Here is a 15,937-nt window from a genome sequence, read left to right as displayed (position 1 = left end):
CGTCAGGCCGGAACGTTCTCGAAGAGGACGCGCGGCAGCTTGAACTGCACATCCTCCTCGGTGACGCGGACCTCTTCAAGCGTTACCTCGAAGCGCTCGCGCAAGGCGGCGATCACCTCCTCGACCAGCAGTTCCGGCGCCGAGGCGCCGGCAGTGATGCCAAGGCTGCGCACGCCCTCCAGCCGGGTCCAGTCGATGTCGTGCGCGCGCTGCACCATGAACGATTCGCTGCCCGCCCTTTGCGCGACATCCACCAGGCGCTGGGAATTCGACGAGTTCGGCGCACCGACGACGATCATGGTCTCCGCCCTGCTGGCCAGGGCCTTCACCGCCTGCTGCCGGTTGGTGGTCGCGTAGCAGATATCCTCCTGCTTCGGCGCCCGCATCGCCGGGAAACGGCGCTGCAGCACCTCGACGATGCCGGCCGTATCGTCCACCGACAACGTCGTCTGCGTCACGAAAGCCAGCCGCTCCGGATCCGCCACGTCCACGATCTCGGCATCTTCGCGCGTCTGGATCAGCTTGATCGCGCCCGCCGGCAACTGGCCGAGCGTGCCCTCGACCTCGGGGTGACCGGCGTGGCCGATCATCAGGATGGTGTTGCCTTGGGCATACTGGCGCTCGGCCTCGCGGTGCACCTTGGAGACCAGCGGACAGGTCGCGTCGATATAGAACATCTTCCGCCGCTCCGCCTCGGCGGGAACGGCCTTCGGGACGCCGTGGGCGGAGAAGACCACCGGCTTGTCGGCGGGCACGTCCGCCAGATCCTCGACGAACACCGCACCCTTGGCCTCGAGCTGCTGGACTACGAAACGGTTATGGACGATCTCGTGGCGCACGTAGACCGGCGCGCCATACTTGCGGAGCGCATGTTCGACGATGTCGATGGCACGTTCGACACCGGCACAGAATCCGCGCGGACCTGCGAGATAAACCTTCAGCGGCGGCTTGCCCATGATGATCCTCTATGAGCCGGCATGGCGAGGTGACGGCCGGGTCTTGTCCTGGCCCAGGCGCTTGCCTAGAGTCCCCTCGCGCACGAAAATGGCCGCGCCGGTGGCTTCCACCGCCGGCGGGCCCTGCGGTGCGCCGCGGACAGTAATACAAACGGGGTGAGGGAAGGAAGGGGTCATGAGCGAACCCATCGTCGCACAGAAAGCGCCTTACAAGGTTTCGGTCGAAGCCGGCCGCACCTACGCTTGGTGCGCTTGCGGGCGCAGCAAGAAACAACCGTTCTGCGACGGCTCGCACAAGGAGGTCGGCCTCTCCCCGATCACCTTCAAGGCCGACAAGGACAAGGACGTCTACCTCTGCGGCTGCAAGCAGACGGGCAAGCAGCCCTTCTGCGACGGCACCCACAGCAAGATATAACGGCAGCTCCCCCAATGGCTTCATCGTATCGGACGTCTCGCCGGGGCGGCATTCTCGCCGCGACGCTCACGCTCGCGCTGGCTGCATGCTCCAGCGACGACGGCCCGGCCCCACCCTGTCCCGAGGTCGTATCGCTGCGCGACGCGGCGCGGATCGTCGCGTTCAGCGGAAGCGGACGCGACCTGACGGACGTCCGCTTCGAGACGCGGATCGACGGGGCTGCGCTGGCCTGCGAATACGATGAAGACGACGGCAATCAGGTCGTGGAGGCCGAGCTGCAAATCGCCTTCACGGCCGAGAAAGGCCCCGCCAGCAAGGAAGGGACGGCGGAGTTCACCTACTTCGTCGCCATTGCCGACAATCAGCGCAATATCGTGGCGCGAGAGGAGTTCCCCGTCACCTTTTCGCTGGAGGGCAACCAGACCCGCGGCCGCTTCGTTCAAACGGTGTCGCCGACCATCCCGTTGAAGGAAGGCGAGACAGGCGCAAGCTACCGCGTCTACGTCGGCTTTGCATTGAACAAGGAACAGTTGAAATATAACCGCCGAAACCCTGTTTGACTTGGACATAGGGCGTGGCGATCCTGTGTTCATCCAAGACCTCTCGAACCACAGCACTTGTCAGATCGTTCAATTCATGGCGCGATAACTGCCGTCGGCCATCATTGCTGTGGCATGTCGCGCGCATGCCGTAGAGAAACGAGAGGGGATGGAATGAAAGTGACCAACAGTTTCAAGAAGTTCGGTGTGATCGCCCTGCCCGCCCTGCTGATCGCGGGCTGCTCGCAGCTCAGCGCGGAGGACAGGGCGACCCTCGCAGAGATTCGTGCAACGTCTCAGGAGGCGAAGGACGAAGCCATGCAGGCCGCCGCCGACGCCAGGGCCGCGCGCGAAGCGGCCGAGGCCGCGCAGGACAGCGCGGCGGCGTCCGAGCGCGCGGCTGAGCAGGCCGCGGCCGATGCCCGCGCGGCGGAGGAGCGGTCCTCGCGCATGTTCGAGAAGTCGATGCAGAAGTAAGCCTGCGTCGGCGGCATTCGGGGCGGAGCGCCGGCTACTCGCTGACTTTCACGGGTACACCGCGGCGCTCCGCCGCCGTTTTCTCGATCAGTTGCCAGTCGAGCGGTACCAGACGGCCGCCAAGCGCGCGCCCCACGAGGCGCGCCAGCTGCAGGTCCTCGTCGGGCTCGAAACTGCCCGATTCCTCCAGTTGTTCCGCCTGAGCCTGGGTCGTGTGCGCTTCCATATAGAGCGCCCCGTCCATCCAGGCAAACTTGATCGGCTGGTCGACAACGTTGGTTGGCGTGCCGGGCTTCACCTGGGCGAACAATCTCTCGATATCCTCTGGATACATCCGGATGCAGCCACGGCTGACTCGACGGCCGATGCCCCAGACATTGTTCGTCCCGTGGATCAGGTAAGCGGGCCAGCCCAGATCGAGCGCATGGGCGCCAAGCGGGTTCTCCGGTCCGGCCGGCACGACTTTCGGCAGCTCGGGGTTGTCCTTCCGCGTCGCCTCGGTCGGGTACCAGATCGGATCCTTGCGCTTGGACGCCACCTTGGTGAGACCAAGCGGTGTCGATTTCCCGGAACGCCCGATGCCGACGGGATAGGTTTGCACCGCAGCGCCGTCCGGCGGATAATAGTAGATGCGCATCTCCGCCAGATTGACGACGATGCCCTCCTGTGGTGCGTCGGGCAGGATATGCTGCTTGGGCAACACCACGCGCGTCCCCTCGCCAGGCAGCCAGGGGTCCACGCCGGGGTTCGCGGCGACCAGTTCCACGAAACCCACGCCATGACGGTAAGCGACATCCAGCAGCGTGTCTTCGTACGCGGTCGTCGTGCTGGCCATCCCGCCGACGATTCCGAGCGCCTCCGCCGATGACTCCTCCGCCGGCGGATCCTTCGGCGGCTCGGCCGAGGCACAGGCGGCAAGCTGGAGCATACCGATGAATGCGGCCGCAAGGATGCGAAAACCCTTAAAGGCAATTGGCATGTCAACGTTGTCCGCTATGTTCGTTCCAGTTTCCGCAGCGTTCGGCTTGTGGCCCCGGAAATTGATGGAGCCTCGGTAAATGTGGGCATGGCGCCGCCAACTTGGCAATGTTCTTCGCGTGACGTTCGCGGGCATCCTTCTAGCGATTGCCTCGCCCCAGGCTTTCGCGAGCGAGCTTCGCGACCTGATCGAAAGCCGCATCGAAGCCGGCCTTGCCGGCAACGGGGATATGGTGTGGTCCCAGGACGACGGTGAGCGCGGCGCCGCCCTCTCCCGCTTCTACGCCGAGCGCGATCATGCACCGTTATGGGTCGGGGAAGACGGCGCCCTGCCCAAAAGCGGCGTCCTGCTGAGCGTCCTGCGCAACGCGGAAGCCGAAGGGCTTCGCTCCCAAGCCTATGCGCCCGGCCGGATCGCCCGGTTGATCGACACACGCACGCCACGGGAACTCGCGCGGCTGGAACTGCTGCTCAGTCACACGCTGCTCATCTATGCCAGCGATCTTCGCCATGGCCGTCTGCGGCCGGAAATGGTGGCCCCCGACCTCGCCGCGCAGCCGCCGAGCCAGGACATCTCGCGCATCCTGCGTGGCGCGGCGAACGCGGACGATCCGGCAGGTTATCTGAAGGACCTGGCGCCGGCCAATCCAGGGTACCATCGCCTGCGCCGCGCGCTGACGACCTATCGCCGCATTGCCGCTGCCGACGGCTGGCCACGGGTGAGCGACGGCCGCTGGCTTGAGTCGGGGATGAGGGGGCGGGAGGTCGCCACGCTGCGCCGACACCTCCAGGCCACCGGCGATCTGACGGTCACGAGCAGCGACCCGGAATTCTTCGGCCTCGCGCTGAAGCAGGCCGTGGAGCGCTATCAGGCGAGGCACGGACTGAAGTCCGACGGTGTGGTCGGCCCACGCACACGCGCACAGCTTGAAATCCCGGTCGAGACGCGCATCCGCCAAATCGAGATCAACATGGAGCGCTGGCGATGGATGCCGGACGACCTGGGCGAACGCTACGTCCTGGTGAACCTTGCCGGCTTCGAGGTCGAGCTGGTGGAAAGCGGCGCCACCAGCCTGTACATGCGCGCCGTCGTCGGCCGCCCCTACCGAAAGACGCCGGTCTTTTCCGACCGGATCACCTATGTCGAGCTGAACCCCACCTGGACGGTTCCGCCGACGATCATGAGGAAGGACGTACTGCCCAAGGTCCGACAGGACGTCGGCTACCTCGCCGAGCACAACATGCAGGTCTATGCCGGCTGGTCGGCCGAGGCTCCCCGTGTCGATCCCACGAAGGTCGATTGGGCGGCGCTCGACCCAAGGCGCATTCCCTACCGCTTCGTGCAGGCGCCCGGCCCGAAAAATCCGTTGGGCCGGGTCAAGTTCATGTTCCCGAACCGCTTTCACGTTTACCTGCACGACACGCCGCAGCGTGACTTGTTCCTGCAGGCCCAGCGCACCTTCTCCTCCGGCTGCATCCGGGTGGACAAGCCGATGGAGCTTTTGGACCACCTGCTTGCCGGACAGGCGGAATGGGACCGGGCGCGCGTGCAGGCCGTCCTAAAATCCGGCAAGACGACCCGTGTGCCGCTGAAGCATTCGCTGCCGATTCACCTGATCTACGCGACCGCCTGGATCGGCGAGGGCGGTACGATCCACTTCCGCGACGACGTCTATGGCCGCGACGAACTGGTGGACCAGGCATTATCTGCCCTGGAGTTGTCACAGACTTCGGTGAGGGAAACAGCCTCGCAATCGGCCAAGTGATATGTCAATATCACATGACTGAAGGTGGAAATTCGTCTTCGCCTTTCAGGGGACATAGCCTTTTCCGACTGGGGTAAACAGACTTGGGAGAATGTCGCGTGGCCGATCGCGAGACCGACCATCGTCACCCGACTCGTCGCAACGTGCTCACTTTCGCCGGCGCCGCCGGCCTCAGCCTTCTAAGCGCGCCGGCCCTCGCGCACTTCCCCGCGCCGCGCCCGGCCGAGCGCAAGCTCAGCTTCCACAACCTGCATACCGGGGAACGCCTGGAGACGACGTTCTGGAAGAGAGGCAGCTATCGCCGCTCGGCCTGCCTGGATATCGACCACATCCTGCGCGACTGGCGCACGGGCGACGTGAAGCGCATCGACCGTGAGTTGTTCGACCTGCTGCACGATCTGGCACAACGGGTCGGCAGCGACGCGCCGTTCCAGGTGATCTCCGGCTACCGCTCGCCGGAGACGAACGCCATGCTGGTCAAGGCCAGCAACGGCGGCGTGGCCCGCAAGAGCTATCACCTTCGCGGCATGGCCATCGACATCGCCTTGCCGGACTGCGGCTTGAAGCGGCTTCACACCAACGCCGCACGTTTGAAGCGCGGCGGCGTCGGGTACTACCCGAATTCGGGCTTCGTCCACGTCGACACGGGGCCGGTGCGCTACTGGTAGACGGCCACCCCCGCCACGTCACTTGGACACGAAATCCAGCGACCGCGGAGGGGTGGGCGGCGCCCACCCTTCCGGGTTGCTGTTGACAATCCGCGACTGGGGTTTAACCTGTCCGCGACATAACACGACGCCGAATATGCCCATCAGGCTATTGCGGGAGAGACTGACCCACCCTTGCGGGCGGGTTGGCGCCGAAGGAGCAACCGCCCCGGAAACTCTCAGGCAAAAGGACCGCAATGGCCGGGCTCTCTGGAGAGCGGGCGCCGCCGGAACCCGGCCCGCCCCGCCGAAGGAGTAAGCCCCGCGCAACAGCGACGCGCAGGGTGAATCTCTCAGGTCCGTCGACAGAGGGGGCGGTGATGGCTCGCAATCCTGCGGGCCACGCTCGTCGACGGGAGAATCTGGGAGCATGGCCGATCCATCCGACGTCAACCTGAAGCATACGCCGCTCCACGCGCTGCATGTGGAGCTGGGGGCCAAAATGGTGCCCTTCGCCGGCTACGAGATGCCGGTGCAGTATCCCTCCGGCATCGTCACGGAACACAACCACACCCGCGCCCATGCCGGGCTGTTCGACGTTTCGCACATGGGGCAGGCGTTCCTGCGCGCCGGCACGCAGGCGGCGGACAAGGCAATCGAATGCCTCGTGCCCGGCGATATCCAGGCGCTGAAGCCCGGCCGCCTGCGCTACACACTGCTGCTGAACGCCGAGGGCGGCATCATCGACGACTTCATGGTCACCCGTCCGGCCGACGGCGGCGATGACCTGTTTCTGGTCGTCAACGCGGCCCGGAAGGACGTCGATTTCGCCACCATCGCCGACAAGCTGGGCGGCACCGCCGGGCTGGAGCCGCTGACGGACCGGGCGCTATTCGCGCTGCAGGGGCCCGAGGCCGTGCAAGTGCTGCGCCGCCTTGCCCCGGATTGCGCCGGGATGGCCTTCATGTCGGGTGCCGCGATGCGAATCGACGGCGTGGACGCGCTCGTCAGCCGCTCCGGCTACACCGGCGAGGACGGCTTCGAGATCTCCGTCCCCGCGACAGAGGCGGAGGGCCTGTGCCGCAAGCTGCTGTCGCAGCCGGAGGTGAAGCCGATCGGCCTGGGCGCGCGGGACACGCTGCGCCTGGAGGCCGGCCTGTGCCTCTACGGCCACGACCTGGACGAGACCACGACGCCGGTCGAGGCCGGCCTTGCCTGGACCATCGGCAAGCGCCGGCGGGAAACCGGCGACTTCCCCGGCGCCGAACGCATCCTCCGCGAGCTGAAGGACGGCCCGGCGCGCAAGCGCGTCGGCCTGCGCCCGGAGGGCAAGGCACCGGTACGCGAGGACGCCGGGCTCGTCGACCCGGCAGACGGCCGCGCCATCGGGAACGTTACCAGCGGCGGCTATGGCCCGACGGTCGGTGCGCCGATTGCGATGGGCTACGTCGAGACCGCCTATGCCGCGCCGGATACCGAAGTTCACGCGATGGTCCGGGGCAAAGCCCGGCCATGCCGCGTCGTCAAACCGCCATTCGTCGAACACGGCAGCAAGTCCACAAGCTGAGGAACAGGGGACAGCGATCATGAGCGATATCCGCTACACCGAAGACCATGAATGGATCCGCGTCGAAGGCGACACCGGCACCGTCGGCATCACCGACCACGCACAGGAGCAGCTGGGCGACATCGTCTTCGTCGAGACGCCCGAGGTCGGCAAGACGCTGAACCAGGGCGACGAGGCCGGCACTGTCGAGTCGGTCAAGGCCGCGAGCGAGATCTACGCGCCGGTTTCCGGCGAGGTCGTCGAGGCCAACGAGGCCCTGGGCGACGAGCCGGGGCAGGTGAACAGCGATCCCTTCGGCGGCGGCTGGATCTACAAGATCAAGATCCAGGACAAGGGCCAGCTCGAAAAACTCATGGACGAGGCCGCCTACAAGAAACACGTCGAAGCCGAGGGCTGAAGCACGCGCGTCCCTTCGCCCACGCCACGCGGCGTGGCGAGGGGACGGCCGCGACCGCGCCACGGCGCGCCGGATCGGAGGACTATCCGCAATGAGCGAGAAACGACCGTCGTTGAGCGACCTGGAATCCAGGTCGGACTTCGTCCGCCGTCACATCGGGCCGGGCCAGGAAGACATCGACGCCATGCTGAAGGAGTTGGGCCTCACATCGCTGGACGCGCTGATCGAGCGCGCCGTGCCCGAATCCATCCGCGACACCAGCGGTCTTGAGCTTGGCGCGGACTTTACCGAGCACGAGGCGCTGGACTACCTGCGCGGCGTCGCGCGCAAGAACGAGGTGAAGACGTCGCTGATCGGCCTGGGCTACCACAACACCATCGTGCCGCCGGTTATCCAGCGCAACGTGCTGGAGAACCCCGGCTGGTACACCGCCTACACGCCGTACCAGCCGGAGATCAGCCAGGGCCGCATGGAAACGCTGCTGGCGTTCCAGCAGATGACGATGGATCTGACCGGCATGGAGTTGGCCAACGCCTCCCTGCTCGACGAGGGCACGGCGGCGGCCGAGGCGATGACCATGCTGCACCGGGTCGGCAAATCGAAGAGCGAGCGCTTCCTGGTCTCCGACGAGGTGCATCCGCAGACTATCGCGATCATGCGGACCCGCGCGGAGCCCCTGGGTATCGAGATCGAGGTGGGCGACGCCGGCGGCTTCGGCGATGCCGAGTGCTTCGGCGTCATGCTGCAATATCCCGGCACCACGGGCGAAATCGCGGACTACCGCAAGCTGACCGAAAAGGTGCACGCCAACGGCGGCATGGCGGCGGTGGCCAGCGACCTGCTCGCGCTGACGCTGCTCACGCCGCCGGGCGAATGGGGCGCGGACGTTGTCGTCGGCAATTCGCAGCGCTTCGGCGTGCCGCTTGGCTATGGCGGTCCCCACGCGGCGTTCTTCGCCACACACGAGCGGTTCAAGCGCTCCGTGCCGGGGCGGATCATCGGCGTCTCCATCGACAGGAACGAGCAGCCGGCCCTGCGCATGGCGCTGCAAACCCGCGAGCAGCATATCAGGCGCGAGAAGGCGACCTCGAACATCTGCACGGCGCAGGTGCTGCTGGCGAACATGGCCGCGCTCTATGCCTGCTGGCACGGGCCCGACGGCCTGACGACCATCGCGCGGCGGGTCCACCGCCTGACGGCAATCCTGGCGGCGGGGCTGGAAAAGCTGGGCTTCAAGCGCGTCAACAAGCACTTCTTCGACACCCTGACCGTCGAGGCGGGCGACGTCGCCGAGGAGGTACACCAGCGCGCGCTCAACAAGGACCTGAACCTGCGCCGGATGGACGGCGGACGCATCGGCATTGCACTGGACGAAACGGTGGGCGCCGAGGAAATCCGTGCCGTCTGGCAGGCCTTCGCCGGCACCGACAATATCGACCTCAGTGTCAACGCGCTGGATTCCGCAGCCGGCGACGGGCTGCCGCAGGCTCTGCGGCGGAAGAGCCGCTTCCTCACCCACGAGGTGTTCAACTCGTATCACTCCGAGACGGAGATGATGCGCTACCTGCGGCGGCTGCAGGCGAAGGACATCGCGCTCGACCGCTCGATGATCGCGCTCGGCTCGTGCACCATGAAGCTGAACGCGGCAAGCGAGATGATGCCGGTCTCCTGGCCGGAGTTCGCCAATATGCACCCGTTCTGCCCGCGCGAGCAGGCGCGGGGTTACGCCCAGCTCACCCGCGAACTTGAGCGGATGCTGGCGCGGTTGACGGGATTCCATGCCGTCTCGCTACAGCCGAACTCCGGCGCGCAGGGCGAGTACACCGGCCTGCTGATGATCCGGGCCTATCACCGCAAGAACGGCGAGACGCATCGCAACATCGTCCTGATCCCGACCTCGGCGCACGGCACCAATCCCGCCAGCGCCAAGCTTGCCGGCTGCGATGTCGTGCTGGTGGAGTGCGACGAGAACGGCAACGTCGATGTCGAGGACCTGAAGGACAAGACCGAGCGCCACCGCGAGGAACTGGCGGGGCTGATGATCACCTACCCGTCCACGCACGGCGTCTTCGAGCAGGAGATCCGGCGGATCTGCGAGATCGTCCACGACGCCGGCGGGCAGGTCTACATGGACGGCGCCAATCTGAACGCGCTGCTGGACGTTGCCTTCCCCGGCCGCTTCGGGGCGGACGTGTGCCACATGAATCTGCACAAGACGTTCTGCATCCCCCACGGCGGCGGCGGTCCGGGCGTCGGCCCGGTGGGCGCGGCGGAGCATCTTGCGCCCTTCCTGCCCGGCCATCCGTTGAGCCCGGATGTCGGCGGCGAGCACGCCATCGGCCCGGTCTCCTCCGCCCCGTGGGGTTCGGCCGGCATCCTGCCGATCTCCTGGATGTACATCACCATGATGGGGGTCGAAGGCCTGCAGAAGGCGACGCAGGTCGCGGTGCTAAGCGCCAACTACCTGGCAAAGCGGCTGAACCGCGACTACGACATCCTCTACACCGGCAAGAACGGCATGGTGGCGCACGAGTGCATCGTCGACACCCGGCCGCTGAAGGACGATGCGGGCATCAGCGTCGACGATATCGCCAAGCGTCTGATCGACTTCGGCTTCCACGCGCCGACGATGTCGTTCCCGGTTCCAGGCACCCTGATGATCGAGCCGACCGAATCGGAATCGAAGGCGGAGATCGACCGCTTCTGCGAGGCCATGCTGCAAATCCGCGCCGAGGCCCGCAAGGTCACCGAAGGCGAATGGCCGCAGGACGACAACCCCCTTACCAACGCCCCGCACACGCTGGCGGCGGTGACGGCGGATACGTGGTCGCACGCCTACAGCCGCCAGGAGGCCGCCTATCCCAGTGCCTACCTGATGCAGGACAAGTACTGGGCGCCGGTCGCCCGTGTCGACAACGTCTACGGGGACCGGCATCTGGTCTGCAGCTGTCCGCCGATCGAAGCTTACCGCGAAGCGGCGGAGTAGCCCTCCGCTATCCGATGCGTGTCCCCGTGGCTGCATACAGCCCCGGGGACACGCAGGGGTCTTTTTCCCAATATTGAAGCAAAAGGCACCGGGCGACGGCCACGGCCGAGCGCCGCCGCCGCGCATGTGTGTCTTCATACAACGCACACCCTCTTTCGCCTTCAATTATTTCTTCGAATCTTATCTCCTCACTATCAAATCAAATCTGAGTTTTAATGCATAAGTTCTATGCTCAAATATATAAAACTTGTCCATTTTTAACTTTCCTTTATATCATTTCATGCGAAACGCGAGGGCAGAGAAAAGAAATACACGAAACTGCCCATTTGATGATCGGTGGAAATGCCAGGTAGCAGGTCGATTACAACGGCAATAAATGACCGTCACCAACCGATCCAAGTGGGCCCGACACCGAAGCGGGGTCGTCCATGAAGGTGATTTCGCTCGCATCTCGGCAATGCGGGTCGGGCAAAACTGTCCTTGCAATCCATCTGGCCCACGCGGCCGCGCAGCTTGGAAGCCATCGCATCGCGCTGATCGATACCGATCAGCACGGCAGCCTGGATTACTGGCGGCGAAAGGGGGGCAGCGCAGGCTTCACGGCGGACTCCTCGGTCGAGGTCTTTCGTACGGCCCCCGAAAAGCTGCCCGAAATGCTGCACGACCTGTCTTGCCAGGGCTTCCACATCGCGCTGATCGATACGGTCTGGCGGCCCAGAAGCGCGACGGAAGCCGCCGTTGAACTATCGGACCTGGTCGTCGTCCCGGCCGCGCCGACTGAGGACGAGCTGATCGCCGCCACGGCCACCGCGACGACGGTTCGTGCCGCCTCGCGCCAGATCCTGTTCGTACTCAACCGCGACATGGGCGAGGCCGAGGTGACGGCCCAGGCGCACGACAGGCTGGCGCGCCTCGGCCCGATCGCGTCGGTGACCATCCCCTATGTCCGCACCCTGCCCCGCAGCGTCGTCGCGGGCCGCACGGTCATCGACGACGACCCGCATTCGGATGTCAGCCGCAACCTGCTCTGGCTTTGGCGCGACGTCGTGAACGTCCTAGAGGCGCAGCGCAGGCCCGTGCATCGCCCACCCACCGACGCCGAGATCGCGCGAGGTCCCGTTGTGGTGAAAGCGCCGCCGAAGGATGAGGATCCAGAGGCGCAACCCGCCGAGGCAGCGGACGCGGCGCCCGCGGCGGCCGAGTCCCCGGCACCTTCGCCCGGCGGGTATGGCGGGCGCGTGGTCGTCGTCGGTAACCAGAAGGGCGGCTCCGGAAAGTCGACCATGGCGATGCACTTCGCCATCGGCTTCCTGTATCAGGGCCTGCGCGTGGCGACGGTCGACCTCGACGCAGGGCAGCGCACCCTGACGCACTATCTGGAGAACCGCCGGGCCCATGCGCGAGCAACCGGCGCGGAACTCGCACTGCCGGGCGGCCACATACTGGGCGGCGACACCCACACGGACCTCAGCTTCGGCGATCTGATGTCGCGCCTTCGCGACACGCACGACATCGTCATCGTCGACACGCCGTCGGGCCTGACGAAGTTGTCGCGAAAGGCCCACAGCGAGCTGGACATCCTGGTCACGCCGATCAACGACAGCTTCCTCGACCTCGACGTTCTGGGCGGCATCGATGCCGAGACGCTGGACCACCGCGAAGACGGCGCCTACGGCCGCATCGCGCGCCACGCGGTCACGCGCGGCGTCACCAGGGACGGGAAGACGCCCTCCTGGATCGTCTGCCGCAATCGGCTCAGCAACCTGGATGCCCACAACAAGCGGAACGTCTGCGACGCGCTGGAGCGGCTGGCGCAGCGCCTCGGCTTCACCGTGGCGCCGGGTTTCAGCGAGCGCGTGATCTATCGCGGACTGTTCCTGCGCGGACTGACGCTTCTCGATCTGCGCCGCGCCAGCGTGGACACGCCGATGTCGATGTCCCACGTCGCCGCGCGTCAGGAACTGCGGGCATTGCTCGAACTTGTGGGCGGGCGCCTCTGGCCCGGATGGCAGCCCGACCTGGACCGGACGACTGGCGGCGCTGGCGCAAGGGGTCAAGCTTCAATGGGGTAACTTGGCCATGACCAAGGGGCTGATCATGGTCGTCGAGGACGACGCCAGGATCCGTAAGCTGCATTGCGATCTGCTGCGTCACGACGGTCATACCGTGTTCAGCGCGCGTAACGGGGGCGAGGCATTGAGCTACCTGTACTCCGTTGTGCCGACGGTCGTGCTTCTGGACATAAGGATGCCCGGCCTCGACGGGCTGGAGGTCTGCCGGCGCATCCGCAAGGCCAACCTGCACCACGTCCCCGTGGTGTTCCTTACCAACTTCGACGGTGCGGAAATCGTCAGGTCGGCTTTCGAGGCGGGCGGCGACGATTACGTGCTCAAGTGCAACGGCACGAAGGGCGTCGTCGAGCGGGTACGCTACTGGTGCCGGCGGGGCCGCGACTCAGAAATGCTGCGCCGGCGGGAGTCGATCCTTGCCGCCCTGCGCAGCGGCGAGTCGCCGCAGCTCGTGGAGGAAGTCAGGGAGCCGGAAACCGCCAGCCCCTCAGGCACCGACGGTTGAACCCGACAGCCGTCAGTTGGGTAGGTATCGCTGACGCAGATGCGCCTTGAAGACCTCCGGGTCCAGCGGCTTGCCCGTGGCGTGTTCCAGCACCTCGTCGGTCGAGAAGCGCGAGCCGTGGCCGTGCACGTTCTCCCGTAGCCAGCCGAGCAGCGGCTTGAAGTCGCCGCGTGCCAGCGCCTCCGGTATCCCGGGGACCGCGCGCCGTGCGGCGTCGAACAACTGCGCGGCGGCCATCGCGCCAAGCGTATAGGTCGGGAAATAGCCCCATCCGCCATCGTACCAGTGGATATCTTGCAGGCAGCCCAGCCGGTCGTCCGGCGGCTGAATGCCGAGAAGATTCCGCATGCCCTCGTTCCAGGCCGCCGGCAGGTCGTCCAATTCCATGTCCCCGGCCACCAGCGCCTTCTCCAGCCGGTAACGCAGGATGACGTGGGCGGGATAGGTGACTTCGTCGGCGTCGACGCGGATGTGGCCCGGTTCCACGTGCGTGTAGAGGCGTCGCAGGTTCCCCGGGCTCCAGGCCGCGCCCTCGCCGCCGAAGGCATCCCGCGCGATGGGCGCCAAGTGGCCGATGAACTCTGGACTGCGGCACGCCTGCATCTCGATCAGCAGCGACTGGCTCTCGTGCAGGCCCATGCCCCGCGCCTCGCCCACGGGCTGGCGCCGCCACGCGGCTGGCAGGCCCCGCTCGTAGAGCGCATGGCCGGTCTCGTGCAGCACGCCCATGATGGCCGAAGTGAAGTCGCTCTCGTCGTAGCGCGTGGTGATGCGCACGTCGTCGGCGACGCCGCCGCAGAAGGGATGCAGCGAGACATCGAGGCGGCCGTAGTTGAAATCGAAGCCCACCCCCTGCATCAGCCGTTCGGCCAGCGCGATCTGGCTCGCCTGCGGGAACGGCCCAGCCGGCACGGCCGGTGCCGGCTCTTGCGCCTGCCGGTCCAGCACCTCTTGCAGGAAGCCGGGCAGGAAAGCGGCGATATCCTCAAAAATGACGTCGATGCGGGCGGACTGGCCGTCAGGCTCGTACTGGTCCAGCAAGGCGTCGTAGGGCGCGACGCCAAGCGCGTCCCCCTTCGCCTGCCCCTCTTCGCGCACCAGCGCCAGCACGTCCGCCAGATAAGGCTTCACGCGTGCGAAATCCGAGGCTGGCCGCGCCTCGCGCCAAACCATCTCGCAGCTTCGCGTGGCCCGGCTCATGGCCTCGACAAGACGCGACGGTACGGCGGTCGCGTGCAGCCATTCGCGGCGCATCTCGCGCAGGTTCGCCTGCTGCCAGTCGTCAAGCTCCGCCGCATCGTCCGCGGCCGTCGCGAACAGCTCCGCCAGCCGCGGGTCGGTCAGCATCTCGTGGCAGGTCACTTCCAGCGCAGCCAGATGCTCGCTGCGCGCCTCGGCCCCGCCACTTGGCATCAGCACCGCCGAGTCCCAGTGGAGCATTCCCGCCGCTTCGCGCAGGGCGTAGAGGCGGGCGAAGCGTTGTTCGAGGGTCTTGTAGGCTTCACTCATCCGCTGTCTCGTGTTGTGTCGCGGTCATCGACCGGCCGCCAGTGGAATAGCACGTAAATCGCCACAAGCCCCAGCGCCAGGGCGAACCAGGTCAGCGCGTAGTTCAGATGGTCGTTGCGCAGGTTGACGCGGGTCTGTCCGCCGACGGGATAGGCGCCGGGCGTCTGCTCCGCCGCCAGATCGACATAGACATTCGTGACGGGGTTTTCGAGTCCGGCCTCGCGCGCCATACGGTCGAGATCCATCCACAACCATTCATTGGCTTGCGGGTCGTTGGCCGGGCGAAGCCATTCCATGCCCTGCCAGCCGCCCAGGCGGATCACGCCTTCGACCGTGACCGTGCCGGATGTCAGGCTATCGGGGCGTGCGGCGGGCTCGCGCTTGTCCAGCGGCACCCAGCCGCGATTCACCAAGACTTCGCGGCCATCCTCAAGGCGCATCGGCGTGATCACGTACAGCCCACGGGTATTCCGCAGCGGCTGTGCCACGCGGTAAAGCTCCCCGTCGTTGAGGAAGCGCCCGGTAAGCTCGACACGATAGAACTGCAGCGCCTCGGGCTCTTCTATAGGCTGCGGCAGTTCGATCGGCGCCGCCTCCATCCGGCCGCGCATTTCCTCGATCAGGTCGTTCTTCCACTCCAGGCGCTGAAGCTGCCAAACGCCCAGCCCGATCAACACGGCCAGCATCGGCACTACGGCCAGGGTTGCCCACAGGGTCGGGCGGAAACGCCGCTTATTGCGGCTCGTCATGATCCAGGGAACCGGTGTCTTCGGCCTTGTTCTTGAACTGCAAGGCGATCAGGAGGGCTTTGGCCGGGCGCAGCATCGCGACCGCACCCGCGATGATCACAACCGGCCAGATCGCGAGGTGCACCCAGATCGGCGGTTCGACCCACGATTCCAGCAGCAGCGCGAACAGAACGACAACCGCGCCGAGGATCAGGATGATGAAGACGGCCGGACCGTCGCCGCTGTCGGCCTTTTGAAGGTCGAGGTCGCAAACCTTGCAGCGCTCTGCCACCTGCAGAAGGCCGTCGTATAGAGGGCCCTCGCCGCAACGCGGGCATCTGCAGTGCAGGCCCGCGTAGAGCGGCGAGACGTGAGGGTGCGTATCCTCCCAGGACATG

General features: G+C 66.1%; 15 protein-coding genes and 2 riboswitches. Of the genes, 10 read left to right on the top strand and 5 right to left on the bottom strand.

Translation table 11 applies throughout. The features are described 5' to 3' along the window. Positions 1-2 precede the first annotated feature (2 nt). A complete protein-coding gene (gene ispH / locus DRB17_RS03600) occupies positions 3-956 on the bottom strand; it encodes a 4-hydroxy-3-methylbut-2-enyl diphosphate reductase (RefSeq protein WP_114580791.1) in 954 nt (317 codons plus the stop codon). A 175-nt stretch (positions 957-1,131) separates the two neighbouring features. On the opposite strand from ispH, the gene DRB17_RS03595 reads away from it, so the two are divergent. The 3 genes from DRB17_RS03595 (at position 1,132) to DRB17_RS03585 (ending at position 2,387) form a co-directional block, all read left to right on the top strand. Next, complete coding sequence (locus tag DRB17_RS03595; RefSeq protein WP_114580790.1) at positions 1,132-1,371, top strand: CDGSH iron-sulfur domain-containing protein; 240 nt, start codon at positions 1,132-1,134, stop codon at positions 1,369-1,371. A 14-nt stretch (positions 1,372-1,385) separates the two neighbouring features. Continuing rightward, positions 1,386-1,931 carry a hypothetical protein gene (locus DRB17_RS03590; protein ID WP_114580789.1) on the top strand — a complete coding sequence of 182 codons (546 nt, stop codon included), beginning with the start codon at positions 1,386-1,388 and terminating at the stop codon, positions 1,929-1,931. A gap of 153 nt (positions 1,932-2,084) precedes the next feature. After that, positions 2,085-2,387 carry an Lpp/OprI family alanine-zipper lipoprotein gene (locus DRB17_RS03585; protein WP_161958685.1) on the top strand — a complete coding sequence of 101 codons (303 nt, stop codon included), beginning with the start codon at positions 2,085-2,087 and terminating at the stop codon, positions 2,385-2,387. 34 nt (positions 2,388-2,421) lie between these two features. Here DRB17_RS03585 and DRB17_RS03580 read toward each other — a convergent pair whose 3' ends face one another. Further along, positions 2,422-3,366: a L,D-transpeptidase family protein gene (locus tag DRB17_RS03580; protein ID WP_161958684.1), complete on the bottom strand. Its 945-nt coding sequence runs from the start codon at positions 3,364-3,366 to the stop codon at positions 2,422-2,424. A 79-nt stretch (positions 3,367-3,445) separates the two neighbouring features. Between DRB17_RS03580 and DRB17_RS03575 the strand changes: the two genes are divergently transcribed. The 7 genes from DRB17_RS03575 (at position 3,446) to DRB17_RS03545 (ending at position 13,302) form a co-directional block, all read left to right on the top strand. After that, positions 3,446-5,131, top strand: coding sequence for a L,D-transpeptidase family protein (locus DRB17_RS03575; protein ID WP_114580787.1), 1,686 nt, complete (start codon positions 3,446-3,448; stop codon positions 5,129-5,131). Positions 5,132-5,229: 98 nt separating this feature from the next. After that, positions 5,230-5,799 (top strand): peptidoglycan L,D-endopeptidase MepK, encoded by a 570-nt coding sequence (gene mepK / locus DRB17_RS03570; RefSeq protein WP_241503725.1) that lies wholly within the window; start codon positions 5,230-5,232, stop codon positions 5,797-5,799. Positions 5,800-5,943: 144 nt separating this feature from the next. Then, positions 5,944-6,043, top strand: a riboswitch (glycine riboswitch). 1 nt (position 6,044) lies between these two features. Then, a riboswitch (glycine riboswitch) is annotated at positions 6,045-6,151 on the top strand. Positions 6,152-6,208: 57 nt separating this feature from the next. Next, complete coding sequence (gene gcvT, locus DRB17_RS03565) at positions 6,209-7,345, top strand: glycine cleavage system aminomethyltransferase GcvT (protein ID WP_114580785.1); 1,137 nt, start codon at positions 6,209-6,211, stop codon at positions 7,343-7,345. 19 nt (positions 7,346-7,364) lie between these two features. Further along, complete coding sequence (gene gcvH, locus DRB17_RS03560; protein WP_114580784.1) at positions 7,365-7,742, top strand: glycine cleavage system protein GcvH; 378 nt, start codon at positions 7,365-7,367, stop codon at positions 7,740-7,742. A gap of 91 nt (positions 7,743-7,833) precedes the next feature. Then, entirely contained in the window at positions 7,834-10,728 is a 2,895-nt protein-coding gene (gcvP, locus tag DRB17_RS03555) for an aminomethyl-transferring glycine dehydrogenase (protein WP_114580783.1), read from the top strand. Between the two features lie 428 nt (positions 10,729-11,156). Next, a complete protein-coding gene (locus DRB17_RS03550) occupies positions 11,157-12,800 on the top strand; it encodes a division plane positioning ATPase MipZ (protein WP_241503724.1) in 1,644 nt (547 codons plus the stop codon). A gap of 7 nt (positions 12,801-12,807) precedes the next feature. After that, entirely contained in the window at positions 12,808-13,302 is a 495-nt protein-coding gene (locus DRB17_RS03545) for a response regulator (protein ID WP_147274790.1), read from the top strand. A 12-nt stretch (positions 13,303-13,314) separates the two neighbouring features. On the opposite strand, the gene DRB17_RS03540 is transcribed toward DRB17_RS03545, so the two are convergent. Genes DRB17_RS03540 through DRB17_RS03530 form a run of 3 tightly spaced genes read right to left on the bottom strand, consistent with a single transcriptional unit; the run spans position 13,315 to position 15,936 of the window. Continuing rightward, positions 13,315-14,811 carry a carboxypeptidase M32 gene (locus DRB17_RS03540; protein WP_114580781.1) on the bottom strand — a complete coding sequence of 499 codons (1,497 nt, stop codon included), beginning with the start codon at positions 14,809-14,811 and terminating at the stop codon, positions 13,315-13,317. Then, the gene (locus tag DRB17_RS03535) at positions 14,808-15,560 is read right to left on the bottom strand and encodes an SURF1 family protein (RefSeq protein WP_114580780.1); all 753 of its coding nucleotides are present in this window, start codon (positions 15,558-15,560) and stop codon (positions 14,808-14,810) included. The genes DRB17_RS03540 and DRB17_RS03535 overlap by 4 nt, the downstream gene beginning before the upstream one ends. Continuing rightward, entirely contained in the window at positions 15,544-15,936 is a 393-nt protein-coding gene (locus DRB17_RS03530) for a DUF983 domain-containing protein (RefSeq protein WP_114580779.1), read from the bottom strand. Before DRB17_RS03530 ends, DRB17_RS03535 begins: the two co-directional genes overlap by 17 nt. Position 15,937: the final 1 nt, after the last annotated feature.

The organism is Ferruginivarius sediminum, assembly GCF_003344765.1.
Taxonomy (GTDB): Bacteria; Pseudomonadota; Alphaproteobacteria; order Kiloniellales; family Rhodovibrionaceae; genus Ferruginivarius; species Ferruginivarius sediminum.
The sequence above is the reverse complement of the archived record's forward strand: the minus strand, read 5'-3'. Positions and strand labels throughout refer to the sequence as shown.

Coding starts and splice junctions, on each gene's coding strand:
- ispH (WP_114580791.1), bottom strand. CDS start 956: ATGGGCAAGCCGCCGCTGAAGGTTTATCTCGCAGGTCCGCGCGGATTC.
- DRB17_RS03595 (WP_114580790.1), top strand. CDS start 1,132: ATGAGCGAACCCATCGTCGCACAGAAAGCGCCTTACAAGGTTTCGGTC.
- DRB17_RS03590 (WP_114580789.1), top strand. CDS start 1,386: ATGGCTTCATCGTATCGGACGTCTCGCCGGGGCGGCATTCTCGCCGCG.
- DRB17_RS03585 (WP_161958685.1), top strand. CDS start 2,085: ATGAAAGTGACCAACAGTTTCAAGAAGTTCGGTGTGATCGCCCTGCCC.
- DRB17_RS03580 (WP_161958684.1), bottom strand. CDS start 3,366: ATGCCAATTGCCTTTAAGGGTTTTCGCATCCTTGCGGCCGCATTCATC.
- DRB17_RS03575 (WP_114580787.1), top strand. CDS start 3,446: ATGTGGGCATGGCGCCGCCAACTTGGCAATGTTCTTCGCGTGACGTTC.
- gcvT (WP_114580785.1), top strand. CDS start 6,209: ATGGCCGATCCATCCGACGTCAACCTGAAGCATACGCCGCTCCACGCG.
- gcvH (WP_114580784.1), top strand. CDS start 7,365: ATGAGCGATATCCGCTACACCGAAGACCATGAATGGATCCGCGTCGAA.
- gcvP (WP_114580783.1), top strand. CDS start 7,834: ATGAGCGAGAAACGACCGTCGTTGAGCGACCTGGAATCCAGGTCGGAC.
- DRB17_RS03550 (WP_241503724.1), top strand. CDS start 11,157: ATGAAGGTGATTTCGCTCGCATCTCGGCAATGCGGGTCGGGCAAAACT.
- DRB17_RS03545 (WP_147274790.1), top strand. CDS start 12,808: ATGACCAAGGGGCTGATCATGGTCGTCGAGGACGACGCCAGGATCCGT.
- DRB17_RS03540 (WP_114580781.1), bottom strand. CDS start 14,811: ATGAGTGAAGCCTACAAGACCCTCGAACAACGCTTCGCCCGCCTCTAC.
- DRB17_RS03535 (WP_114580780.1), bottom strand. CDS start 15,560: ATGACGAGCCGCAATAAGCGGCGTTTCCGCCCGACCCTGTGGGCAACC.
- DRB17_RS03530 (WP_114580779.1), bottom strand. CDS start 15,936: ATGTCCTGGGAGGATACGCACCCTCACGTCTCGCCGCTCTACGCGGGC.